The sequence below is a fragment of the Streptomyces sp. NPDC060031 genome (assembly GCF_042736805.1).
Classification (GTDB): Bacteria; Actinomycetota; Actinomycetes; order Streptomycetales; family Streptomycetaceae; genus Streptomyces.
Map to the genome: position 1 here is coordinate 56,074 of NZ_JBHWVM010000015.1, position 22,997 is coordinate 79,070.

Sequence of the window (22,997 nt, forward strand, 5' to 3'; positions counted from 1 at the left end):
CGCGGGGGGACGCCCGGGCCGCGCTGGCCGCCGCGCACCCGCGCCTCCTGCTCGGCGACGGCTTCGCCCCCGGCGTCACGGCGGCACGGGCCGCCGCCGCACGGGCCGTGATCGAGGCGGCGTACCGCGGGGCGTCCGGCGCCTGACGGGTGCGAGCATGGGCGGTATGGCTACTCACCTGATCACCGGTGCCGGATCCGGCATCGGCGCCGCCGTCGCGGCCCGGCTGCACGCCCGCGGCGACGACCTCGTCCTGCTCGCCCGCGACGCCGGCCGCGGCAAGCAGCTCGTCGAGCGGTACCCCGGGGCCCGCGCGCTCGTCGGGGACCTCGCCGAACCGGACCGGCTCTCGTGGGCCTTCTCCAAGCAGGCCGTCCCGGAGCGGATCGACTCGCTCCTGCACATCGCCGGGATCGTCGACCTCGGCCCCGTCGGTGAGCTGCGCCCCAAGACCTGGCATCAGCAGCTCAACGTCAACCTCATCGCCCCCGCCGAGGTGACCCGCCTGCTGCTGCCCACCCTGAGGGCCTCGCGCGCGACCGTCGTCTTCGTGAACTCCGGCGCCGGCCTGAACGCCCACGCCGACTGGAGCGCCTACGCCGCCTCCAAGCACGGGCTGCGGGCCCTCGCCGACTCCCTGCGCGAAGAGGAGAAGCCCAACGGGATCCGCGTCACCTCCGTCTACCCCGGCCGCACCGCGAGCCCCATGCAGGCCAAGGTCCACTCCCAGGAGGGCAAGGAGTACGACCCCGCCGCCTGGATCGACCCCGAGTCCGTCGCGACGACCATCGTCATGGCCGTCGACCTGCCCCGCGACGCCGAGGTCAACGACCTGTCCGTCAGGCCCGGCCGATGACCGCGGGCGCGACCGGCGTCGGCTCGCTCCCCGGCGGCGACGCCCGCGAGGCGGCCAAGACCGTGACCGGGTCCTTCGAGGAGTTCCCGTACCTGGCCGAGCTGCCCGCCCGCGGACCCGGCGCGGACATGATCGGCCGCTCGCTGGGGCTGCTCGTGGAGATGTACGCCCACGTCGAGCCCAGCGGCTGGCGCATCAGCGACCGGCCGGGCCGGGACACCCGGCGGGCCCGCTCCTGGCTCGGTGAGGACCTCGACGCGCTGGAGGAGTTCACGCAGGGGTACACGGGGAAGCTGAAGGTCCAGGCGGTCGGGCCGTGGACCCTGGCCGCCGCCCTGGAGCTGCACGGCGGCGAGGCCATGCTCCAGGACGCGGGTGCCTGCCGGGACCTGGCCGGTTCGCTCGCCGAAGGCCTGCGCGGGCACCTGGCCGACGTACGCAAGCGCATCCCCGGCGCCGAGGTCGTGCTCCAGTTCGACGAGCCCTCCCTCACGGCCGTACTGCTCGGCCGGGTGCGCTCCGCGAGCGGGTACCGCACGTACCGCGCCGTGGACCGGCAGGTCGTCGAGGGCACGCTGCGCGAGCTGTTCGCCGTCCACGACGGGGAGGTCGTCGTCCACTCCTGCGCTCCCGAGGTGCCCGTCGGACTGCTGCGGCGGGCCGGCGCCACGGGCGTGTCGTTCGATTTCTCCTTGCTCACCGAGCGCGAGGACGACGCCATCGGCGAAGCCGTCGAGGACGGGGTGAAACTCTTCGCCGGAGTGGTGCCCGGCGCCGACGGCCCGTTGTCAGACCCTGCCGGTAGCGTCATGGGTGTCAGGAAGCTTTGGCGCAGGCTGGGGCTGGCCCCGGGGACTCTGGCGGAGTCCGTCGTGGTCACCCCGTCGTGCGGTCTGGCGGGCGCTTCGCCCGCCTATGCCCGCGCGGCGCAGGCGCACTGCGTCAGGGCGGCGAGGTCGCTCGCCGACAACCCTGAGTGATGGTCGAGACGGGTCACGGGAGGACACGGCATGGCAGCCGAACAGCAGGACACGGCCGTACCGGCGGCGATGCGTGAGCAGCACGCGCTGCTCGCCGAGCAGATCGAGGAGCACCGCTTCCGGTACTACGTGAACGACCAGCCGGTCGTCAGCGACGCCGAGTTCGACAAGCTGCTGCGCTCGCTGGAGGCGCTGGAGGAGAAGTACCCCGAGCTGCGCACGCCCGACTCGCCCACCCAGAAGGTGGCCGGGGCGTACCAGACGGACTTCGCCTCCGTCGAGCACCGGGAGCGGATGCTCTCCCTCGACAACGCCTTCGACGACGAGGAACTGGCCGCCTGGGCCGAGCGCGTGGCCCGGGACGCGAACACCTCCGACTACCACTACCTCTGCGAGCTGAAGGTGGACGGCCTAGCCGTCAACCTCACCTACGAGAACGGCCGGCTGACCCGCGCCGCCACCCGCGGCGACGGCCGCACCGGTGAGGACATCACGCCCAACGTCCGCACCATCGCCGAGATCCCGGACCGCCTCAAGGGCGACCGGATCCCGGCCGTGGTCGAGGTCCGCGGCGAGGTCTTCTTCCCGATGGAGAAGTTCGAGGAGCTCAACGCCCGCCTGGTCGAAGCGGGCGACAAGCCCTTCGCCAACCCGCGCAACGCGGCGGCCGGTTCGCTGCGCCAGAAGGACCCCAAGGTCACCGCCACCCGCCCGCTGCACATGGTGGTGCACGGCATCGGCGCCCGCGAGGGCTTCGAGACCGACAAGCTCTCGCACGCGTACGAGCTGCTGCGCGAGTGGGGCCTGCCCACCGCCAAGCACAACAAGGCGGTGTCCTCGCTCGCCGAAGTCCGGGAGTTCATCGGGTACTTCGGCGAGAACCGGCACTCGGTCGAGCACGAGATCGACGGCGTCGTCGTCAAGCTCGACGAGATCCCGCTCCAGGGCCGGCTCGGTTCCACGGCGCGCGCCCCCCGCTGGGCCATCGCCTGGAAGTACGCCCCCGAGGAGGTCAACACCAAGCTGATCGACATCAAGGTGGGGGTCGGCCGTACCGGGCGCGTGACCCCGTACGCGCAGGTGGAGCCGGTGACGGTGGCGGGCTCCGAGGTCGAGTTCGCGACCCTGCACAACCAGGAGGTCGTCAAGGCCAAGGGCGTGCTCATCGGGGACACGGTCGTGCTGCGCAAGGCGGGCGACGTCATCCCCGAGATCCTCGGCCCGGTCGCCGACCTGCGGGACGGCAGCGAGCGGGAGTTCGTGATGCCGGCGGAGTGCCCCGAGTGCGGGACAGTGCTGAAGGCGATGAAGGAGGGCGACATCGACGTGCGTTGCCCCAACGCCCGCACTTGCCCGGCGCAGTTGCGCGAGCGGCTCTTCTACCTGGTCGGCCGCGCCTGCCTGGACATCAAGAACTTCGGGTACGTCGCCTCGGCCGCGCTCACCCAGCCGCTGGAGCCCTCGGTCCCCCCGATGGCGAACGAGGGCGACCTCTTCGGCCTCACCCTGGAGCAGTTGCTCCCCATCACCTCCTACGTACGGGATCAGGACTCGGGTCAGCCCAAGATCGACCCGAAGACCGGAGAGCCGAAGGTCGTCACCTTCTTCGCCAACAAGGAGGGCGAGCCCAAGGCCAACACGCTGGCCATGCTGGCGAACATCGAGGCGGCCAAGAGCCAGCCGCTGGCCCGCGTCATCAACGGGCTGTCGATCCGCCACGTCGGACCGGTCGCGGCGGCCGCGCTGGCACGCGAGTTCCGCTCGATCGAGCGGATCGAGCAAGCGACCCAGGAGGAGCTGGCCGCGACCGACGGGGTGGGCGCGATCATCGCGGCCTCGGTGAAGGAGTGGTTCGCCGAGGACTGGCACCAGGAGATCCTGCGCAAGTGGCGGGCGGCCGGTGTCCGGATGGAGGAGGAAGGTTCCGGCGAGGAGGAGGGCCCGCGCCCGCTGGAAGGCCTGACCGTCGTCGTCACCGGCACTTTGCAGAGCCATACCCGGGACGGTGCGAAGGACGCCCTGCAGAGCCGGGGCGCCAAGGTGACCGGATCCGTCTCGAAGAAGACCTCCTTCGTCGTGGTCGGCGACAACCCCGGCTCCAAGTACGACAAGGCGGTGCAGCTGAAGCTCTCCGTCCTCGACGACGCGGGCTTCGCGATCCTGCTCGAACAGGGCCCGGACGCGGCACGCGAGGCCGCGCTCCCGGTGGACGGCGACGCCGCGGCGGAGTAATACCGGTAGAGGAGTCGTCCCGGGGGAGTAGCGAAGGCGAACGGATGCGTGGCGTGCGGCCGTATGGGCGGGCGCACGCCAGGCGCGACCTGCGGTGGTAAACGGCCGGTACAAGGCTGTACGCAGGGCAGTGGCCTGTCGGATCATCGGAAGGGTGACCGGCGGGTGTTGGTCCGAACTCACCCGTTCGGCGGATACCGTACTGATGAGGATGGCTGGGTCGCATTCGGGCAACCACCGCCGACCGCTGCCCCTGGGAGCCTCCCGCGTCCTACTGTTGAGGGGTGCGCCTGTCGTGCACGGCTGCGGGACTCGATTCCAGCCGTGATGGCATGACATCGGTGCCATCGCGTGGCATCGGCATCGCCGGCTGTGAGAGGGACGGGCATGAAACCCACCGAAAGCGCCGACCCGTCACCAGATTTCGGCGGGGACCTCCCGTCCATGCGGACGGGCCGGCTCGGTCTCCTGGGCTCCAGGACACCGGACACCCGACCGCTCGACACCACGGTGGGCGCGGGCGCAGCGGGTCAGCGCACCGTGCTGCCCATCGCCGTCGTGGGACTGTCCGCGGTGGTGCTCGCCGTCGGCGTCGTCACGGCCCTGAGCAACCGTCACGCCCTGTTCCCCGGCGGTACGGTGGGCTGGGCGCTCGCCCTCCTCACCGGCATCATCGTCGGCCACCTCGTCGCCCTCGGCCGCGACCGCTGGTGGGGCGGCACCGGATCCGGCGCCGCACTCACCCTCGGCGTCCTCATCCTCTACGGATGGATCCCCGCCGGGCTCGTCTCCCTCGCGGTGGTCACCCTGGTCGGCGCCGCGCGCAGGCACCGCTGGCGCCAGGGCCTGCTGCACGGCTCCACCGACATCCTCGGCATCGCCGCGGGGGCCCTGGTCCTCACCGCCTTCGGCGAGGCGCCGAGCGTCGAGACCCCGTGGAAGCCCGCCACCTGGGGGCTGGACGCGGTGCCCGAGGTCATCCTCGTCGCCCTCGCCTACCTGCTCGTCACCCGCGTGCTGCTGTGGATGGCGCTGGCCCCGCGCGGCGGCGGGCTGCCCACCGTCGCCCGCACCGCGCTGGTCCGCCAGGCCCTGGTGGCCGTCGCCCTGCTCGGGATCGCGCCGCTGATCTGCGTCGTCGCCGTCGCACAGCCGGTGCTGCTGCCGCTGTTCGCCGTACCGCTGATCGCCCTGGACTCCACCCTGTGGATCGCCCGGGCGCGCGCCGAGGAGCAGCTGCGCGATCCGCTCACCGGGCTGCCGAACCGGCAGTGGCTGCTGGAACGCGCCTGGACCGCGCTCGATCAGGCTGAACGTTTGGGCACCCGGTCAGCTCTTGTGCTGATCGACCTGGACCGCTTCCGGGCCGTCAACGACACCCTCGGCCACCTCGCCGGGGACCGGCTGCTGCTCCAGATCGCGGACCGGCTGCGCGCCGCGCTGCCCGAGGACGCGGAGGCGGCCCGCCTCGGCGGCGACGAGTTCGCCGTACTGCTGCCCGTCGCCGACTCCACCACCAGCGCCCAGCGCGTCGCCCGCAACCTGGTGGCGGAGCTGAGCTCACCGCTGGACCTGGACGGCCTGACCCTGGTCCTGGAGGCCAGCGCCGGGCTCGCCGTCTTTCCCGACCACGCGCTCGACGCGGAGGGGCTGCTGCGCCGGGCCGACGTCGCGATGTACCAGGCCAAGCGGGACCGCACGGGCGTCGAGGTCTACGAGTCGAAGCGCGACAGCAACACCCCCGACCGGCTGGGCCTGCTCGGGGACCTGCGCCGGGCGCTGGACGCGGGCGACGTGGAGCTCCACTACCAGCCGAAGGTGCGGTTCGACGGCCAGGTGGCCGGGCTGGAGGCCCTCGTACGGTGGGTGCACCCCGAGCGGGGGCGGGTCTCGCCGGACGAGTTCATCGCCATCGCCGAGACCTCGGGGCTGATGCCGCACCTGACGGAGTACGTACTGGAGACGGCGCTGGCCCAGGTGGCGCGCTGGCGGGCCCAGGGCCTGAAGGTGCCGGTCGCCGTCAACGTCTCGCCGCGCGACGTCCACACCCCCGGCTTCGCGGGGGCGGTCGCCGCGCGGCTGGCCCGCCACGGGGTCCCGGCGAGCGGGCTCCAGCTGGAGATAACGGAACACGTGCTCCTCGAAGACCCCCAGCGGGCCGCCGACACCATGGCCGGCCTGACGGGCCACGGCGTGAAGATGTCCCTGGACGACTTCGGTACGGGCTACTCCTCGCTCGTGCACCTGCGGCGGCTCCCGGTCAGCGAGCTGAAGATCGACCGTTCGTTCGTGGCGCGACTCGCCGTCGACGCCCAGGACGCGGAGATCGTCCGCTGCACCGTGGACCTCGCGCACTCGCTGGGCCTGCTCGTCGTCGCGGAGGGCGTCGAGGACGACGAGACGTGGGAACGCCTGCGGGACCTGGGCTGCGACGCCGTCCAGGGCTGGCTGGTGGCCGCCGCGATGCCTCCGCAGGAGGCCACGGCCTGGCTGCTGGCCCGCGGGGAGCGCGGCTGGCGCCGCCCGGCGGACATCACCGCGGAACTGGCGGCGGCCTCGGAGACCCCGGCGCAGCCGTGACCCGTTTGCCCGCCGGGCGATCCCGCTCGCCAAAGGCGGCATCAGCCACAATCGAGCCCCGCCGGCGTTTGAGGCGCGGGGTCCGGGGCGGAGCCCCGGGGGGTTCGGGCGCCGCCCGGCAAACCGTTTAGTGGGTCGGGGGGCCAGCCCCATAGGATTGGGCCCGAAACCTACACACTCACCACCCCCAGAGGATCGCTGCATGCCTGGCATCACGCGCGAGGAGGTCGCCCACCTCGCTCGGCTGGCACGTCTGGAGCTGAAGAGCGAAGAGCTCGACCACTTCGCTGGACAGCTCGACGACATCATCGGCGCGGTCGCCCGCGTTTCCGAGGTCGCCGACCAAGACGTCCCGCCGACCTCCCACCCGCTGCCGCTGACGAACGTCATGCGCGCGGACGAGGTCCGTCCGTCGCTCACCCCCGAGCAGGCGCTTTCCGGTGCTCCCGCCCAGGAGCAGCAGCGTTTCAAGGTGCCGCAGATCCTGGGGGAGGACTAACAACATGACCGAGATCATCAAGCTCACGGCCGCCCAGACCGCCGAGAAGATCGCCTCCGGCGAGCTCACGGCCGTCGAGGTCACCGAGGCCCACCTGGCCCGTATCGACGCGACCGACGAGAAGGTCCACGCCTTCCTGCACGTCGACCGCGAAGGCGCCCTCGCCCAGGCAACAGCCGTCGACGCCAAGCGCGAGCGCGGCGAGAAGCTCGGCCCGCTGGCCGGCGTCCCGCTCGCCCTCAAGGACATCTTCACCACCGTCGGGGTCCCGACCACCGTCGGTTCGAAGATCCTGGAGGGCTGGATCCCGCCCTACGACGCCACCCTGACGCGCAAGCTCAAGGAAGCCGACGTCGTCATCCTCGGCAAGACCAACATGGACGAGTTCGCCATGGGGTCCTCCACCGAGAACAGCGCGTACGGCCCCACCGGCAACCCCTGGGACCTCACCCGCATCCCCGGCGGCTCCGGCGGCGGCTCCGCGGCCGCGCTGGCCGCCTTCCAGGCCCCGCTCGCGATCGGCACGGACACCGGCGGCTCCATCCGCCAGCCCGCCGCCGTCACCGGCACGGTCGGCGTGAAGCCCACGTACGGCGGCGTCTCCCGCTACGGCATGGTCGCCTTCTCCTCCTCCCTCGACCAGGGCGGGCCCTGCGCCCGTACGGTCCTGGACGCGGCCCTCCTCCACGAGGTCATCGCGGGCCACGACCCGATGGACTCCACCTCCATCGACGCCCCGGTCCCGCCGGTCGTCGAGGCGGCCCGCAACGGCTCCGTCGCCGGCATGCGCGTCGGCGTGGTCAAGCAGTTCGCCGGCGAGGGCTACCAGGCCGGCGTCGTCCAGCGCTTCAACGAGTCCGTCGAGCTCCTCAAGGAGCTGGGCGCCGAGATCGTCGAGCTGGACTGCCCGTCCTTCGACCTCGCGATGGCCGCGTACTACCTGATCGCGCCGTCCGAGTGCTCCTCGAACCTGGCCCGCTTCGACGCCATGCGCTACGGCCTGCGCGTCGGCGACGACGGCACCAGGTCCGCCGAGGACGTCACCGCCCTGACCCGCGAAGCCGGCTTCGGCGACGAGGTCAAGCGCCGCATCATCCTCGGCACGTACGCGCTCAGCTCCGGCTACTACGACGCGTACTACGGATCCGCCCAGAAGGTCCGCACGCTCATCTCCCAGGACTTCGAGAAGTCCTTCGAGCAGGTCGACGTGATCGTCTCCCCGACGACCCCGACCACCGCCTTCGCGATCGGTGAGCGCACCGACGACCCGCTCGCGATGTACCTCGCGGACCTGTGCACCATCCCGACCAACCTGGCCGGCAACTCCGCCATGTCGCTCCCCTGCGGCCTGGCACCGGAGGACGGCCTCCCGGTCGGGCTGCAGATCATTGCCCCGGCGATGAAGGACGACCGGCTCTACAAGGTCGGCGCGGCCGTCGAGGCCGCCTTCGTCGAGCGCTGGGGTCACCCGCTGCTTGAGGAGGCACCGTCGCTGTGAGCACCAGTGCACTGTCCAAGGCCAAGGGCTTCAAGAAGTCCAAGACCGGCACCTACCTGTCGATCGGCACCACCGCCTTCGGCGCCCTCAGCGTGATGAAGCAGGCCAAGAAGGCCCGCACCGAGCACGACACGCTGAAGCTGGTCGACGCCGTCGTGTCCGCCGCCGCCATCGTCACCGGCCTCGCGATCCTGTACCGCGAGCTGAAGCGCCTGGGCGACGACGACGTCCTGCTGGGCTGAGAGGGAAAAGTTTCACCGTGAGCACCTACACCGAACTGATGTCGTACGAGGACGCTCTCGCCTCGTTCGACCCCGTCATGGGCCTTGAGGTCCATGTCGAGCTCGGCACCAAGACCAAGATGTTCTGCGGCTGTTCCACCGAGCTGGGCGCCGAGCCCAACTCGCAGACCTGCCCGGTCTGCCTGGGCCTGCCCGGCGCGCTCCCGGTCGTCAACGCGATCGGCATCGAGTCCGCCATCAAGATCGGCCTCGCGCTGAACTGCGAGATCGCCGACTGGTGCCGCTTCGCCCGGAAGAACTACTTCTATCCGGACATGCCGAAGAACTTCCAGACCTCCCAGTACGACGAGCCGATCGCCTTCAACGGCTTCCTCGACGTACAGCTGGAGGACGGCGAGATCTTCCGCGTGGAGATCGAGCGCGCCCACATGGAGGAGGACACCGGCAAGTCGCTGCACGTCGGCGGCGCCACCGGCCGTATCCACGGCGCGTCCCACTCCCTGCTGGACTACAACCGCGCCGGCATCCCCCTCATCGAGATCGTCACCAAGCCGATCGAGGGCGCGGGCGTACGGGCCCCCGAGGTCGCCAAGGCGTACGTCGCCGAGCTGCGCGAGGTCATCAAGGCGCTCGGCGTCTCCGAGGCCCGCATGGACAAGGGCCAGATGCGCTGCGACGTGAACCTGTCGCTGCGCCCGACCCCCGAGTCCGAGTTCGGCACCCGCAGCGAGACGAAGAACGTCAACTCGCTGCGCTCCGTCGAGCGCGCGGCCCGCTTCGAGATCCAGCGCCACGCGGCGGTGCTCTCGTCGGGCGGCTCGATCGTGCAGGAGACCCGGCACTTCCACGAGGAGGACGGCTCCACCACGGCCGGCCGCATCAAGGACAACGCCGAGGACTACCGGTACTTCCCGGAGCCCGACCTGGTCCCCGTGGCCCCGGCCCGCGACTGGGTCGAGGAGCTGCGCGGCGGTCTGCCCGAGATGCCGCGCGTGCGCCGCAACCGCCTCCGCGAGGACTGGGGCGTCAGCGAGCACGACATGCAGTCGATCCTCAACGCGGGCGCGGTGGACTCCATCGTCGCCACCATCGAGGCCGGCGCCGACTCGACCGCCGCCCGCAAGTGGTGGATGGGCGAGCTGGCCCGCAACGCCAACGAGCAGGGCGTCGTCGTCGACGAGCTGCCGATCACCCCGGCCCAGGTGGCCCGGGTGGCGGCGCTGGTCGCCGACGGCTCGCTCAACGACAAGCTGGCCCGCAAGGTCCTCGAAGGCGTCCTCGCCGGCGAGGGCACTCCGGACGAGGTCGTCGAGAAGCGCGGTCTGAAGGTCGTCTCGGACGAGGGCGCGCTCGGCGCGGCCGTCGACGAGGCCATCGCGGGCAACGCGGCCATCGCGGACAAGATCCGCGGCGGCAAGATCGCGGCCGTGGGCGCCCTGGTCGGCGCGGTCATGAAGACCACTCGCGGCCAGGCCGACGCGGCGCGCGTCAAGGAGCTCATCCTGGAGCGTCTGGGCGTCTCCGAGTAAAGCCCCGCCTGCGCGATGACGGCCCCGTACCGGATTTCCGGTGCGGGGCCGTCCGCCGTTCAGCGGGTGAGTTGTGGAGCGGCGATGACCACCTTGCCCATGTCGCAGCCCGCGTCCACCTTGACGCGCAGACGCAGGGCGCCGTTCACGTCCACCCTCTTGGTGAGGGGCTTGCCGAGCCCGACGAGTTCGGAGAAGGCGGCCGGCTGGCCGTCGAGCGAGACGCTGACCCGGCCCTTCTCGTGGGTGGAGCCGTCATCGATCCCGGCCGTGAAGTCCAGGTACTTCCACTCCCGGTTGAGATCGAACTCGGCGATCGCGTCGCCGTTGCAGCCCAGGTCGGCGATGAACGCCGCGCCGTACTGCTGGGTGTTGATCTTCGCCGCTCCGACCGTGAACTCGCCCAGCCCGGCCACGGGGCTCATGACGGTCAGGTCGGCGGCCTTGATGTTCGGCGCGACGCCCGCAGGCTTGGTCCCGGAGGCGGTGGGCTCGGCCGTCGCATCCGTACTTGCACTCTCCGACACGGTGGGCGTCGGGGACTCCTCCCCGGACGTGTCCGGGTCGGAGGCGGCGCTGCTCGCCCGGCTGCCCGCAGCCTGGTCCCTCCCCTTGTCGTCCTTGTCCTGCAGCAGCTGCACCCCGATCACCGCGAGCGCGGCGATGGTCAGCACCGCGGCGATGCTGCCGAGGACCAGCCCCGTCCGCCGCTTCCCGGGGCGGGTCGGCTCGGGCGCCGGGGCCAGGTCGTACGCCGGCCCGTACCCCGTGGGCACCGTCGCCGACAGTGGCTCCGGCGCGGTCTCCGGCGCGGTCTGCGGTACGGGCAGCGCGGGCGCGGGCGCCGGGGGCACCGGGACGTACGCGGGCGGCGGCGGCACGTACGGAGCCACCGCGGGCTTCGCCGGGGCCGCGTCCTGTACCGCCCGCTGCGAGGTGGAGGAGGTGGTGGTGGACACCACCGCGCGGCGGACGTCCTTCATCCAGCCCGCCAGGTTTATCGGCCGCTTCCCCGGGTCGGCGGCGTAGATCGCGGTGATCCGGGCGCGCTGCTCCGCGTCCAGCGCGGCGATCTGCGGCAGCCCGGCCAGCGCGTGCGCCAACTGCTCGGGCGTCGCGGGCGGCGACTGCCCGCTCAGCAGGAAGTACGCGATGGCCCCGAAGGCGTACCGGTCCGTACCCGGGGTCCGCTTGCCGTCGAAGACCTCGGGCGCCGCGTAACCGGGGGTGAACCACACCTCCGCCGTCTGGTGGTCGGCGGTCAGCTTGCTGAGCCCGAAGTCCACCAGCGTGGCCTGGCCGTGGGCGTCGACCATGACGTTGCCGGGGGACAGGTCGCCGTGGATCACCTGGCGCCCCGACGGCGTGGCCTTCCCCGAGTGCAGCCAGTCCAGGACGTCGGCCAGTTGCTCCAGGGTGCGCATCACCTCGCGGCGCTCGGCGGCCGTGGCGAGCGTCCGTTCGGCCCGCCAGTCCCGCAGGTCCAGCCCGTCGACGTGGTTCATGACCAGGACGAGCGCCCGCCCGGTCAAGGTCGCCGACTCCCCGGGCCGGTGGATCGGCGGCCCCTCGAAATGCTCCCGTACGCCCACGACACCGGGCCGGTGGACGAAGCGGAGCAACTCCGCCTGTTCGTTCCACTTCTGGCTGATCCGGTCGAAGACGTCGGGCGTGATGGTCGTCTTGGAGTCGAGCACCTTGACGACCACTGGCTCGGACCCGCCGGCCAGCTGGATCTCCGCGAGATAGAGCACGGCCTCCCCGCCGCGCCCGATGGACCGGAGCAACCGGTAGCGGTCCGCGGCCGCGTCCGGCCCGATGTGCAGATTCTGGCTGGTCAATTTCCCCCCAGCGCCGCTGTTTTGAGTGGGGGTCAGTCTGGCGTGACCGGAATCACGCGGTCAATCGAAACGCTCAGTTTGCGGCAGTCAGGAAGGCGGCCCAGGTCGCGGGCGAGACGGTGACCACCGGCCCGTCGGCGACCTTGGAGTCCCGGACGTGCACGGCGGCGGGGTGGGTGGCGACCTCGACGCAGTCGCCCGCCGCGCTACCGCTGCGGCTCGACTTTCGCCAGTGGTAGGCGACCTCGATGCAGTCGCCACCTTCTTCGGTGCTGTAGCTCGACTTGAACCAGGTCAGCTCGGTCATGACTCTCCTAGCAGGTCGTCAAGCAGACCCTTGCTGTCCTCGAAGGACAGGGCCTGGTTTCGCAGCATCCCATACTTAAGACTCACCGGATGGACCTCCGCGGGGTCGTCCAGGAGGAAGCTGACGAGATGGCCTTCGAGATAGACGAGCTGGTCGTGATCGCCGGTCTCCAGCAGGACCATCGGGCCTGAGAGCGCAGCGTGGGTCTCCCGGTCCTTTGGCATGATCTGGAGTCCCAGGAAGGGTAGTTCGGCAATCTCGCGCAGGCAGCGCAGTTGCTCCCGGAGGATCTGCTTCCCACCGAGGGGGCGTTCGAGAACGGACTGCTCCACGATGTAATGCATCATCGGCGGCCATGGTTTGCGTTGGAGGATGGCCTGGCGGGCGAGGCGGATGGCGAGCTGGTTCTCGGCCTCTTCTGGTGTGAAGGGCGGGTAGAGGCAGCCGAAGACCGCCGCTGCGTACTCGGGGGTCTGGAGCAGTCCCGGGACGACCTGGTTCTGATACGAGAACAGGCTCACCGCGTCCCGTTCGTGGGTGAAGAAGTCGATCGCGAAGGCGGGGTACCGCTCCCGCTTCGGCACCTTGGCCAGGGTGGCGCTCAGCGCGCCCTTGGTGTCGAACAGCTCGTCGAGGGTCGCCGCCATCCTCGGCTGGAGCAGGCGACGGCCCTGTTCCATCGAGGCGATCGTCTCCGGATCGGTGTGCAGGAGCTCGGCCAGCCTCACCTGGGTGTACTCGCTCTGCTTGCGGAAATGGGCTGCGAGGGTGCCGATTACCACCCAAGAGGCGTTCCTGAGGGGCTTGTTTGGGTGCGTCATGCCGATCACATCCCCCGAGGCGTAGCCGCTGACGCGCCGTCGACCCGTACGGCACCCGTACAAGTGAGAGTTCTGTAGCGGGCGCTAGGTTAATCGAGTGCGGTTCTTTCTGTAGCGATCGCTATGCAATTCAAAGGGGAGCCATGACTGCCACCTACGCCCGCACCGTCCGCACCCAGAGCGGCGGCCCCGGACTGCTGCTCGCGCATGGCGGAGGCGGGTCCGTCGAAACGAACTTCGGGACGGTCCTGGACGCGCTCGCCGCCGAGTACAGCGTCGTCGGCGTCGACTACCCCGGCGCCGGCGGCACCCCGCGCGCCGAGAAGCCGCTGGAACTGGACGAGCTGGCGGACCAGTTGGTCGCCGCGGCCGACGCCGAGGGGCTGGAACGGTTCGCCGTCCTCGGCTACTCGCTCGGCGGGAACGTCGCCGTACGGATCGCCGCGCGGTACCCGGAACGGGTCACCGCGCTCGTGCTCACCGCCACCTTCGCCCGGGCCGGGAACCGGCTGAAGCTGGTCGCCGACCTGTGGTCGGGGCTGGCCGCGCGCGGCGAGAGCGAGCTGCTGGCCCGGCTGCTGGTGCCGCTCGCCTTCAGCCCGGCGGTGCTGGAGGGCCTCACCCCGCAACAGGCCGAGCAGGTGGTGCGGGAGACCGCCGGATCGATTCCGCCCGGATCCGGGGACCACGTCGACCTGCTCAAGGGGGCTGATCTGCGCGCGGAACTCGCACGGATCGACGTACCGGCCCTCGTCGTGGCGACCACCGAGGACCAGCTCGTCCCGCTCGCCCTCCAGCGGGAACTGGCCGACGCCCTGCCGGGCGCACGGCTGGCGGAACTGCCCACCGGGCACCTCCCCTTCGCCGAGCACCCGGCCGCATGGGCCGCGCTGGTCACGGAGTTTCTAGCAGCGGCTCCGGCGCGGTGAGGAAGAGGAGTCGGGCCTGCTTCGCCGGGAGGTAGACCTCGGGCAGGTCGATCTCGGGGAGTTCGACCTCCGGGCCGAGGGTGAAGCCGCTGCGCTCCAGTCGGGCGATGGCCTTGGTGTTGCGGGCGTCCGGCTCGGCGACGATCCGGCGGGCGGCGTGGTCGCGGACCAGGTACGTGAGGAAGGCCGAGACCAGGCTCGCCGTGAAGCCGTGCTCGGCCGCGCCCGTGCTCGGGCCGAGCAGCAGGTGCACGCCGACGTCCCCGGGCCGGACCTCGTAGCACTCGCTGACCCGGTCCTCGGCGCACTCGTACGTCTGGAAGAGCGCCACCTGCTCGCCGTCGCGGCCGATCATGAACGCGTGGTGGGTGGTGCGGCGGTCGACGTCCTCGTAGATCTCCTGGACCAGTTCGCGGCTGGCCCCGCCCATGCCCCAGAAGCGGGCCCGCTCCTCGGTGACCCAGCTGTGGATCAGGGCGGAGTCCGCGGCGGGGTCGACGGGGGTGATGGTGACCGTGCCGAACCCCTCGACGAGGTGGCTGGACACGGGCCGGCGGGTCGGGATCATACGGATTCCTTGGTGAGGCGGGACCAGTCGGTGACGACGGGGACGAGTTCGCAGCGCGCCCAGAGCGGGAGCTGGTCGCGGTGGTGGGGCGCGCCGGTGACGCCGTCCGCGCCGAGCGGGACCGCCCAGAGGCTGTCCTCGCGGCGGGCGAGGTCCCAGACGTAACGGGCCGCCGACGCGCGGGCGGTGAGGTCGGTGAAGCCGGGGACGGAGGAGGTGGCGTTCACGCAGTCGTGGTCGCCGCCCAGGCCCGGCCAGGTGGCGTCCGGGTCGGGTACCGCCTGCCACGGGGTCAGGCGGTGGACCTCGGACCAGGGCGTGTCGGGGGCCTGCGCCGCGGCCGTCTCCTCCAGGGCGGCGCGGACGTGCGCCGCACGCTCCAGGCCGGGGAGCAGGGTGGTGGTGAGCAGGCCCTCCAGGGCGTAGCCGATGCGCGGGACCAGGTACAGCCAGGGGTGGAACACCTCCGGGCCGGCCGGGGCGCCGACCAGGTCCGCGAAGACCGGGTCGGCGGCGAAGCGGCGTACGGTCGCGGTCCGCAAGGCCGAGAAGACGGTGGCGTCGGTGCTGTCGGCGTCCATGCGCCGGTCCCAGGCGAGCAGCCGGGCGCGCAGCGCGCGGGCGGCCGGGGTGAGGCCGTGCGGCTCGGGCAGCAGGGCGAGGAGCGGCGCGGCCGATGCCAGGTGCGTGTCCCGGTGTACGTCGGCCATCGCCTTGGGGGACCAGTCCGCGGAGCCGGAGAGCAGCTCGCGGATGCGGTTGGCGCGGTGCGGGGGTGCGAACTCCACGCCGAGCGGCGAGGCGATCCCGCGGGCGTTGGCCATGACGGCGAAACCCTGCACGGGCTCGGCGGGGGTCTCGGCCCAGCCCTGCCAGGCGTACTGCCGGTCCCAGGCGGGCACCGGGTGCAGCCGGTTGGCGGGGTGGCGCAGCGGGACGGCCCCGGCGACGCGGTGCAGCAGGCCGCCCAGGCTGTCGGCGGCGTGCACGACGTTGACGGGCTCGGCCCAGCCGTCGAGGGCGGCGTCGATGTCGGCGACGGTACGGGCGCGCAGCAGGGCGGGAAGGGCGGCGAAACCGAGGTCGCGGCGGACGCGGGGCGGGTAGCGCAGCGAGAGGGTGCGGGCGGTACCGTCGGCCGCCTCGTGCGTGATCACCGGGCCGCGGGGGGTCTCCAGCACCTCCACCTCGACGTCGGCGCCGCCGGCGACGGTGATGGTCTCGGTGTGGCGGTGGACGGGTTCCCAGGCGCCGTCGGGGCCCAGTGCCTCCGTGGCGCCGCCGGCCGTTCGCCGCAACCGCTCGACGTACAGGTCCTGGTAGTCGGCCATGGCGTTGGTGATGGCCCAGGCGGCGGTGCCGGTGTGGCCGAAGTGGGCGAGGCCGGGGATGCCGGGGACGGCGAGGCCGAGGACGTCGTACTCCGGGCAGGCCAGGCGTATCTGCTGGTAGACGCCCGGGTCCTCGATGAACCGGTGCGGGTCGCCCGCGATGATCGCCGCGCCGGTGGTGGTGCGGTCGCCCGGGACGAGCCAGCCGTTGCTGCCGGCCGTGCCGGGGCCGTCGGTGGCGAAGAGGGTGACGGCGTCGTCGCCGAGGGCGCGGGCCACGCGCTCGCGCCACAGCTTGGTGGCGAAGCCGGCGAAGAGGATGTGGGTGGCGATCCAGACGGCGAGCGGGACCCAGGGGTCCCAGGGCGCGGGGGTCTGCGCGAGGCGGCCGTCGCGGCGGGCGCCTTCGGCGAGGCCGTCGTTGACCCCGTCGACGTAGGCGCGGACCCAGGTGGCCGTTTCCGGTTCGCCGGCCTCCAGGGCCTCCCAGCAGCGGCGGGCGGTGTCGTCGAGCCGGCTCTGGCGGGCGAACCGGTCCCAGGCGACGGACTCGGGGCCGAGGAGGGCGGCGCTGGCGCCCTGGGCGCGGCGGCGCTCGACCTCCAACTGCCAGGCGCGGTCCAGGGCGGTGGTGCGGCCCTGGGCGTAGGAGAGGTGGAGCGCGTCGGGGGCGCGGAGATGGGGGATGCCCCATGCGTCCCGGTAGAGCTCATAGACGTCCGCGTTGCTCACAAGGCTCACACTCTTCCCCAGGAATGTTTAGGTAAGGCTAGCCTAACTGTAGGGGAGGGTGTGAGCCCCGGGCTGCTTGGGGGCGCGGGCAGGTTCGGCGCAGGTCAGGCGCAGGTCAGGCGCCGGTCAGGCGCCGGTCACGCGCCGACGGCGCCGTCTATGGCCTCGCGGAGGAAGTCCGCGTGGCCGTTGTGGCGGGCGTACTCGTGGATCATGTGCAGCATGACGAGGCGGAGCGAGGCGTCCTCCTCCCACTTCGCGACGTGCGCCGTCACCTCCAGGGACTCGGCGGCCGCCTCCACCTCCCGGGAGTGCGCGACCTCGGCCTCCCACGCGGCGAAGGCTTCGGCGCGGGTCGAGTCGGAGGCGTCGTACGCGGCCTGGAAGTCGTGCGTGTCCGACCACAGGTGCGGGACGTCCGCGCCGCCGATGGTCCGGCGGAACCAGTGGCGCTCGACCTCCGCCATGTGACGTACCAGGCCCAGCAGGGACAGCGTGGACGGCGGCATCGAGGCGCGGCGCAGCTCCTCGTCGCCGAGGCCCTCGCACTTCCAGGCGAGGGTGGCCCGGTGGTAGTCGAGGAACGCGCGCAGGGTCGCGCGCTCGTCGCCGGTCAGGGGAGGTCCAATGCGATCCGTGGTCATGGGGTCGATCCTGCCCCGCTGGTCCCGGTGGAGGAAGCCGTTCATGAAGATGCCCGACGGCGGCGGCGGTTCCGCAGACCGCGAGGGCCCGTCGTCGGGACCGGTGCGGATATCGGCTCCACGCCGGCCACCTCGGGACGTACCTGCGCTTCGGCGCCGTCGGTCCGCTGCTCGTGGCGACCGGCGCCGCGGCCTTCGGTCTCGTACGGCCCGACCCCACCTGGCGGCCTGGCGGCTCACGGGCCTGCCGGTTAACGGGCCTGGCGGCTAACGGGCCGGCTGTCGGAGCCAGGGGGTGGTGGTGCCCAGGGGGGTGAAGCCGAGGCGTTCGAGAATGGGGCGGCTGTCGTCCGAGGCGTCGACCTGGAGGTAGGGGATGCCGCGTTCCGCCGCCAGCCGCGCCCGGTGGGCCACCAGGAGGCGGTAGATGCCGCGGCCGCGCCATCGGGCCACGGTGCCGCCGCCCCAGAGACCGGCGAAGGAGCCGCCCGGGAGCATCTCCATCCGGGCCGCGCTGACGGGGGTGTCGCCCGCCATCGCGAGGACCGCCTCAATGCGCTCGGGCTCGTTGGCCAGCATGCTGAGCATCTGCTGCCGGATCTCCGGCCGGTCGGCGCCGAAGGCCTGCCGGTGGACCGCCATCATCAGGTCCACCCCCGCCTCGTCCGTCACCACCCGCAGGGTGATCCCCGCCGGCGGAGCCACCGGCAGCGCCGCGAGGTCCGCCACCCGGCACGCCATCAGCGTCTCCGCCGGCTCCGGCACGAAGCCCGCCGCCCGCAGCCGCTCCCCGAGGTCCGCCGGGCGGTCGTAGCCGTACAGCTTCCACTCGAACTCCGCCGACTCACCCTCGAAGAACGCCACCTGCTCCGCGATCGCCGCGTCCGCCGTCTCCTCGTCGAGGTCCGACCAGAGCACGCCGTTCCAACCGGGTCCGCGCACGCTCTGCCGTACGACCCCGCCCACCCGCTCCACGCGCGCCTCGGCCGCATCGGGCCGGGCGTCGCGCCGCATCTCGGCGTCGTACTGGGCGCGTACCTTCACCAGCTCTTCGAGATCCATGGCCATCACGCCAGCTCACCAGCCACCGCCCCACGGACACAAGTGCATTAGCCTCGCCCCGTGAACGATCACCACACCCCGCCCCTCGCCGTCTACACCGGCAAGGCCACCCCCGACGCGGCCGCCGACCGGGGCTGGCTCCTCGGCCACTTCAAGGAGCCGGGCGATCCCCGCCACAGCGAGGACGTGGAGATCAAGTGGGGCGTCCACCCCAAGGGTGACGAGCGGGTGCAGTGGGTCACGGGCGAGTCCCGCACCGCCCTCCAGGTGCTGATCAGCGGGCGGTTCCGGCTGGAGTTCCCGGGGCGCAGCGTCGTCCTCGCCGAACAGGGCGACTACGTCGTCTGGGGACGCGGCGTCGACCACTCCTGGTACGCGGAGGAGGACACGGTGGTGCTCACCGTCCGCTGGCCCTCCGTCCCGGGCTACCGGGCCGAACCGCCCCCGAACGCCCTGTGACGAAGCCCACGAACGGGGCCAACGATCACTCATCGCTGCGATCGTGGAGGAGTAGGGCAACCTGGGCCATACCTCCGGGGCGATCCCCCGGACGCCGTCCGGACCTTCACGATCACAAGCGTTCAGTGTTCAAGAGTTCTTTGCGACGGGCCGTTCCCCGGTAAAGATCCGAACCCTCAGGGGAGCTCGTTCCGTTGGCAGCAATCGCGCGGTGGTGCATGCGGCACCGGCTCGTCGTCGTCCTGCTCTGGCTGCTCGCACTCGGAGGCGCCGCCGCGGGCGCGGCCACCGCGGGGAGCGCCTTCTCCAACGACTACGAGGTCCCCGGCACCGAGTCCAGCAAGGCCCACGCCCTGCTGCGCGAAGGCTTCCACGGCCAGGGCGGTGACACCGACACCATCGTGTGGCGGGCCCCGGAGCATCAGCGCGTGACGACTCCCGGCGTCGAACGCCCCATGGCGCGGGCGCTCGACACCATAGCCAACCTCCCCGGCGTCGGCTCGGTCGCCGGCCCCTACGGCCCCGGCCCCGAGAACGCCGCCCGGATCAGCCGGGACGGCCGCACCGCCTACGCCGTGATCACCTTCGACGAGCAGGCCGACTCGGTGCCCAAGTCCCAGGCCAAGGCCGTCGTCGCCGCCGCGAAGAACCCGGCCACCGAGGCCGACGGGCTCCAGGTCGAACTCGGCGGCCGCGCCATCGGCCTCACCGAAGCCCCCGGCGCGCACCTCGCCGAGGTCATAGGCGTCGCCATCGCCGCCCTGGTCCTCTTCCTCGCCTTCGGCTCGCTCGCCGCGAGCCTGCTGCCCATCGCGACCGCGCTGGTCAGCGTGGGCACCGCGTATTTCGGCATCACCCTGCTCGGACATGCCATGGCGGTCGCCGACTTCGCCCCGATGCTCGGCACCCTCGTCGGCCTCGGCGTCGGCATCGACTACGCGCTCTTCATCGTCACCCGGCACCGCAAGGGCCTGGGCCGCGGCCTCCCGGTGGAGGAGGCGGCCGAGCGCGCCGTCGCCACCACCGGCCGGGCCGTCGTTTTCGCCGGGGCCACCGTCTGCATCGCTCTGCTCGGCATGCTCGTGCTGCGGCTGGGCTTCCTCAACGGCGTGGCGATGGCCGCCTCCCTCACCGTGGTCCTGACCGTCGCCGCATCGGTGACGCTGCTGCCCGCCCTCCTCTCGTACATCGGCCCGCGCGCCCTCTCGCGCCGCGAGCGCCGCACACTCGCCGCCGAGGGCCCGCGAGACGAATCGGTCACCGGATTCGCCGCCCGCTGGTCGGCCTTCGTGGAGCGCCACCCCAAGCTGCTGGGGACCGTCGCCGCCCTGGTCATGGTGGTGCTGGCGCTGCCCGCGCTCTCCCTCCACCTGGGCACCTCCGACCAGGGCAACAACCCGGCCGCCTCCACCACGCGCAAGGCCTATGACCTGCTCGCGGAGGGCTTCGGCCCCGGCGTGAACGGCCCCCTGACCGTGGTCGCCCGCCTCGGCGGCGCCGGCGACCGGCTCGCCGTCGAGCGGCTGGCCGAGTCGCTCCGTACGACCGAGGGCGTCGCCTCCGCCGGACCGGCCGTCCTCAACCGGAGCGGCGACACCGCGGTGCTGACCGTCGTACCGGACTTCGCCCCGCAGTCCCGGGCCACGAGCCACCTGGTCGACACCCTGCGCACGGACGTCATCCCGCGCGCCGGGCACGGCAGCTCCATGGACGTCCACGTCGGCGGAGTGACCGCCGGCTACGACGACTTCGCCGAGGTCATCATCGGCAAGCTGCCGCTCTTCGTGGGCGTGGTCATCGCCCTCGGCTGCGTGCTCCTGCTGCTGGCCTTCCGTTCCATAGGCATCCCGGTCAAGGCGGCGGCCATGAACGTCGCCGCCGTCGCCTCCTCCTTCGGAGTCGTCGTCGCGATCTTCCAATGGGGCTGGGGCAGCGAGCTGATGGGCCTGGGCAGCGCCGGCCCGATCGAACCCTTCCTGCCGGTGATCATGGTCTCGGTCCTCTTCGGACTGTCCATGGACTACCAGGTCTTCCTGGTCAGCCGGATGTACGAGGAGTGGCTGGAGACCGGCGACAACCAGCGGGCCGTCCGCGTCGGCCTCGCCGAGACCAGCCGGGTCATCAATTCGGCGGCCGTCATCATGATCTCCGTCTTCCTGGCCTTCGTGCTCAGCGGCGACCGGCTCATCGCGATGTTCGGCATCGCGCTGGCCGCGGCCGTGGCGCTCGACGCCTTCGTGCTGCGCACCCTCCTGGTCCCGGCCCTGATGCACATGCTCGGCGGCGCCAACTGGTGGCTGCCCGCCTGGCTCGACCGCTGGCTGCCCAAGATCAGCATCGAGCCCCCGGAGCGGCGCCCGCATGCGACACTTCCCGCGCAGCGGCCCGGCACGGACGACGCCGAGGCCGCGACCGCATCCCGGTGACCCGGCCGCCGGCCGGACGAGACCCAAGGAAGACCCCGCATGTTCTCGATAGACCTCGCCGACGACGCCCAGCTCTTCCCGCTGGAGGTCCGGCACGCCGAGGAGTTCCTGGCGCACATGGACCGCGGCCGGGAGTACATCGGCCAGTACGTCGCCCTCCCCGACGTCACCGCAGACCTCGACTCGACGCGGGCCTACCTCACCAACTACGCCCGCAAGGCCGCCACCGACACCGGGCGCCTCTACGGCATCCGCGTGGACGGCACCCTCGTCGGCGGAGTCCTCTTCCGCACCTTCGACGTCGCCTCCGGCACCTGTGAGGCCGGCTGCTGGCTGGAGCCGACCATGGCAGGCCGCGGCCTGGTGACCACGGCCTGCCGGATCCTGATCGACTGGGCCTTCCGGGAGCGCGGCATGCACCGCGTGGAGTGGCACGCCGCCTCCGAGAACAAGAAGAGCCTTGCCGTCGCCGCGCGGCTCGGCATGACCCGCGACGGCGTGATGCGGCAGAACGACCTCCACCACGGCGTCCGCCAGGACACCGAGGTCTGGTCGGTCCTCGCCCACGAGTGGCCCCCGGTCGGGCCCCCGGTCGGCCCCGCCTGAAACCGCGCGCCGAGGCTCCGGCCCCGGGGTCCCGAGTGGGCCCGCGGCCGGCCCGGCCCGGCCGCGTCCCGGGAATCGGCGGATTCTAAGGAACCTCTCAGACAAGCCGCCTACCGTGCCCCGCATGGACACCACCAAGACCCCCGCCCCGACCGCTCCCGAGGCGGACTCCGCCGAGCCCAAGGCCGCCGTGGAAGCGGCCGAGGCCGGTACGAACACCCCGGCCGACCTCAAGAAGGCCGACGCCGCCGAGCCGGCCGCCACCACCGGGGCCACCGACGCCGCCGCGGCCGCCGGGACCGTCGAGGGCCTCGATGACGAACTCGCGCAGACGGACGAGCTCGACGAGGACGAGGAGACCGCCGAGCAGCCCAGCGGCGTCGCCGCCGCTGCCTCCGCCGTCGTCGCCGCCGGTCTCGGCCTCGTCGCCCTCAGCGGCAGCTGGGTCTCCCGCGTCATAGCCGAGCGCCAGACGCTCATCGGCCAGATCGAGTCGGCCAACGCCACCACCACCGAGGCCAAGATCGAGGCCCTGTACGGCAACGCGTGGCACCTCACCGCCCTGGTCAACGGTGTCCTGTCCACCCTGGCGCTGCTCATCGCCGTCTTCGTGCTGGCCCGCCCCGCCTTCGGCGCCCCCGGCCGCACCCTCCCGACCTGGGTCCGCGCCGTCTCCTGGGCCGCCGTGACCCTGGGCGCGATCGGCGTCCTGCTCTTCGGCCTCATGTACTTCGACATCCTCGTCCCCCTCCCCACCGCTCCGGCCGCCGCGTCCTAGGCTAGGCACTGCCTTAGTCCCCCCTCAGGGGCCTTCGGCCCCGGCCTAAGGCCCCCTGGGCCGTACAGATGCGGCAT

General features: G+C 72.1%; 20 protein-coding genes. 13 read left to right on the forward strand and 7 right to left on the reverse strand.

Annotated elements, in window-relative coordinates:
* Positions 1 to 166 precede the first annotated feature (166 nt).
* The 8 genes from ACFWB8_RS09575 to gatB all read left to right on the forward strand — a co-directional run bounded on the left by ACFWB8_RS09575 (position 167) and on the right by gatB (position 10,416).
* Entirely contained in the window at positions 167 to 856 is a 690-nt protein-coding gene (locus ACFWB8_RS09575) for an SDR family oxidoreductase (protein WP_385223926.1), read from the forward strand.
* Positions 853 to 1,836, forward strand: a complete 984-nt coding sequence (locus tag ACFWB8_RS09580; RefSeq protein WP_385223928.1) for a methionine synthase — start codon at positions 853 to 855, stop codon at positions 1,834 to 1,836. The genes ACFWB8_RS09575 and ACFWB8_RS09580 overlap by 4 nt, the downstream gene beginning before the upstream one ends.
* A gap of 30 nt (positions 1,837 to 1,866) precedes the next feature.
* Positions 1,867 to 4,068 carry an NAD-dependent DNA ligase LigA gene (gene ligA, locus ACFWB8_RS09585; protein ID WP_385223930.1) on the forward strand — a complete coding sequence of 734 codons (2,202 nt, stop codon included), beginning with the start codon at positions 1,867 to 1,869 and terminating at the stop codon, positions 4,066 to 4,068.
* A gap of 387 nt (positions 4,069 to 4,455) precedes the next feature.
* Entirely contained in the window at positions 4,456 to 6,648 is a 2,193-nt protein-coding gene (locus ACFWB8_RS09590) for a putative bifunctional diguanylate cyclase/phosphodiesterase (RefSeq protein WP_385223932.1), read from the forward strand.
* A 202-nt stretch (positions 6,649 to 6,850) separates the two neighbouring features.
* Complete coding sequence (gatC, locus tag ACFWB8_RS09595; protein WP_007266718.1) at positions 6,851 to 7,147, forward strand: Asp-tRNA(Asn)/Glu-tRNA(Gln) amidotransferase subunit GatC; 297 nt, start codon at positions 6,851 to 6,853, stop codon at positions 7,145 to 7,147.
* Between the two features lie 4 nt (positions 7,148 to 7,151).
* Entirely contained in the window at positions 7,152 to 8,645 is a 1,494-nt protein-coding gene (gatA, locus tag ACFWB8_RS09600; protein ID WP_385223934.1) for an Asp-tRNA(Asn)/Glu-tRNA(Gln) amidotransferase subunit GatA, read from the forward strand.
* A complete protein-coding gene (locus tag ACFWB8_RS09605) occupies positions 8,642 to 8,887 on the forward strand; it encodes a hypothetical protein (RefSeq protein ID WP_385223936.1) in 246 nt (81 codons plus the stop codon). The genes gatA and ACFWB8_RS09605 overlap by 4 nt, the downstream gene beginning before the upstream one ends.
* 38 nt (positions 8,888 to 8,925) lie before the next feature.
* Entirely contained in the window at positions 8,926 to 10,416 is a 1,491-nt protein-coding gene (gene gatB / locus ACFWB8_RS09610; RefSeq protein ID WP_385224022.1) for an Asp-tRNA(Asn)/Glu-tRNA(Gln) amidotransferase subunit GatB, read from the forward strand.
* 59 nt (positions 10,417 to 10,475) lie between these two features.
* Here the strand turns inward: gatB and ACFWB8_RS09615 are convergent, their stop codons facing one another.
* From ACFWB8_RS09615 to ACFWB8_RS09625, 3 genes are all read right to left on the reverse strand, one after another.
* Positions 10,476 to 12,257, reverse strand: a complete 1,782-nt coding sequence (locus tag ACFWB8_RS09615) for a protein kinase (RefSeq protein WP_385223938.1) — start codon at positions 12,255 to 12,257, stop codon at positions 10,476 to 10,478.
* A 73-nt stretch (positions 12,258 to 12,330) separates the two neighbouring features.
* Positions 12,331 to 12,564, reverse strand: a complete 234-nt coding sequence (locus tag ACFWB8_RS09620) for a DUF397 domain-containing protein (protein ID WP_385223940.1) — start codon at positions 12,562 to 12,564, stop codon at positions 12,331 to 12,333.
* Positions 12,561 to 13,346 carry a helix-turn-helix domain-containing protein gene (locus ACFWB8_RS09625; protein WP_385223942.1) on the reverse strand — a complete coding sequence of 262 codons (786 nt, stop codon included), beginning with the start codon at positions 13,344 to 13,346 and terminating at the stop codon, positions 12,561 to 12,563. The genes ACFWB8_RS09620 and ACFWB8_RS09625 overlap by 4 nt, the downstream gene beginning before the upstream one ends.
* 182 nt (positions 13,347 to 13,528) lie before the next feature.
* Here ACFWB8_RS09625 and ACFWB8_RS09630 point away from each other — a divergent pair, with 182 nt between their 5' ends.
* Complete coding sequence (locus ACFWB8_RS09630; RefSeq protein ID WP_385223944.1) at positions 13,529 to 14,314, forward strand: alpha/beta fold hydrolase; 786 nt, start codon at positions 13,529 to 13,531, stop codon at positions 14,312 to 14,314.
* Here ACFWB8_RS09630 and ACFWB8_RS09635 read toward each other — a convergent pair.
* The 4 genes from ACFWB8_RS09635 to ACFWB8_RS09650 form a co-directional block, all read right to left on the reverse strand.
* The gene (locus tag ACFWB8_RS09635) at positions 14,280 to 14,882 is read right to left on the reverse strand and encodes a GNAT family N-acetyltransferase (protein WP_385223946.1); all 603 of its coding nucleotides are present in this window, start codon (positions 14,880 to 14,882) and stop codon (positions 14,280 to 14,282) included. The two genes, ACFWB8_RS09630 and ACFWB8_RS09635, sit on opposite strands and share 35 nt — an antisense overlap.
* On the reverse strand, positions 14,879 to 16,954 hold the full coding sequence (locus ACFWB8_RS09640) for a penicillin acylase family protein (protein ID WP_385223948.1): 2,076 nt from the start codon (positions 16,952 to 16,954) through the stop codon (positions 14,879 to 14,881). The genes ACFWB8_RS09635 and ACFWB8_RS09640 overlap by 4 nt, the downstream gene beginning before the upstream one ends.
* A 128-nt stretch (positions 16,955 to 17,082) precedes the next feature.
* On the reverse strand, positions 17,083 to 17,589 hold the full coding sequence (locus ACFWB8_RS09645) for a DinB family protein (protein WP_385223950.1): 507 nt from the start codon (positions 17,587 to 17,589) through the stop codon (positions 17,083 to 17,085).
* A 267-nt stretch (positions 17,590 to 17,856) separates the two neighbouring features.
* Positions 17,857 to 18,651, reverse strand: coding sequence for a GNAT family N-acetyltransferase (locus ACFWB8_RS09650; protein ID WP_385223952.1), 795 nt, complete (start codon positions 18,649 to 18,651; stop codon positions 17,857 to 17,859).
* A 60-nt stretch (positions 18,652 to 18,711) separates the two neighbouring features.
* Here ACFWB8_RS09650 and ACFWB8_RS09655 point away from each other — a divergent pair, with 60 nt between their 5' ends.
* The 4 genes from ACFWB8_RS09655 to ACFWB8_RS09670 all read left to right on the forward strand — a co-directional run bounded on the left by ACFWB8_RS09655 (position 18,712) and on the right by ACFWB8_RS09670 (position 22,920).
* Positions 18,712 to 19,110, forward strand: a complete 399-nt coding sequence (locus tag ACFWB8_RS09655) for a signal peptidase I (RefSeq protein ID WP_385223954.1) — start codon at positions 18,712 to 18,714, stop codon at positions 19,108 to 19,110.
* A gap of 194 nt (positions 19,111 to 19,304) precedes the next feature.
* Complete coding sequence (locus ACFWB8_RS09660) at positions 19,305 to 21,536, forward strand: MMPL family transporter (protein WP_385223956.1); 2,232 nt, start codon at positions 19,305 to 19,307, stop codon at positions 21,534 to 21,536.
* Positions 21,537 to 21,575: 39 nt separating this feature from the next.
* Positions 21,576 to 22,142 carry a GNAT family N-acetyltransferase gene (locus tag ACFWB8_RS09665; RefSeq protein ID WP_385223958.1) on the forward strand — a complete coding sequence of 189 codons (567 nt, stop codon included), beginning with the start codon at positions 21,576 to 21,578 and terminating at the stop codon, positions 22,140 to 22,142.
* A gap of 124 nt (positions 22,143 to 22,266) precedes the next feature.
* Positions 22,267 to 22,920, forward strand: a complete 654-nt coding sequence (locus ACFWB8_RS09670) for a hypothetical protein (RefSeq protein ID WP_385223960.1) — start codon at positions 22,267 to 22,269, stop codon at positions 22,918 to 22,920.
* Positions 22,921 to 22,997: the final 77 nt, after the last annotated feature.

Bases quoted from the DNA above. Each gene is read 5' to 3' on its own strand.
- ACFWB8_RS09635 (WP_385223946.1), bottom strand. From the start codon at position 14,882: ATGATCCCGACCCGCCGGCCCGTGTCCAGCCACCTCGTCGAGGGGTTC.
- ACFWB8_RS09575 (WP_385223926.1), top strand. From the start codon at position 167: ATGGCTACTCACCTGATCACCGGTGCCGGATCCGGCATCGGCGCCGCC.
- gatB (WP_385224022.1), top strand. From the start codon at position 8,926: ATGTCGTACGAGGACGCTCTCGCCTCGTTCGACCCCGTCATGGGCCTT.
- ACFWB8_RS09645 (WP_385223950.1), bottom strand. From the start codon at position 17,589: ATGACCACGGATCGCATTGGACCTCCCCTGACCGGCGACGAGCGCGCG.
- ACFWB8_RS09665 (WP_385223958.1), top strand. From the start codon at position 21,576: ATGTTCTCGATAGACCTCGCCGACGACGCCCAGCTCTTCCCGCTGGAG.
- ACFWB8_RS09670 (WP_385223960.1), top strand. From the start codon at position 22,267: ATGGACACCACCAAGACCCCCGCCCCGACCGCTCCCGAGGCGGACTCC.
- gatC (WP_007266718.1), top strand. From the start codon at position 6,851: ATGCCTGGCATCACGCGCGAGGAGGTCGCCCACCTCGCTCGGCTGGCA.
- ACFWB8_RS09630 (WP_385223944.1), top strand. From the start codon at position 13,529: ATGACTGCCACCTACGCCCGCACCGTCCGCACCCAGAGCGGCGGCCCC.
- ACFWB8_RS09590 (WP_385223932.1), top strand. From the start codon at position 4,456: ATGAAACCCACCGAAAGCGCCGACCCGTCACCAGATTTCGGCGGGGAC.
- ACFWB8_RS09580 (WP_385223928.1), top strand. From the start codon at position 853: ATGACCGCGGGCGCGACCGGCGTCGGCTCGCTCCCCGGCGGCGACGCC.
- gatA (WP_385223934.1), top strand. From the start codon at position 7,152: ATGACCGAGATCATCAAGCTCACGGCCGCCCAGACCGCCGAGAAGATC.
- ACFWB8_RS09650 (WP_385223952.1), bottom strand. From the start codon at position 18,651: ATGGATCTCGAAGAGCTGGTGAAGGTACGCGCCCAGTACGACGCCGAG.
- ACFWB8_RS09620 (WP_385223940.1), bottom strand. From the start codon at position 12,564: ATGACCGAGCTGACCTGGTTCAAGTCGAGCTACAGCACCGAAGAAGGT.
- ligA (WP_385223930.1), top strand. From the start codon at position 1,867: ATGGCAGCCGAACAGCAGGACACGGCCGTACCGGCGGCGATGCGTGAG.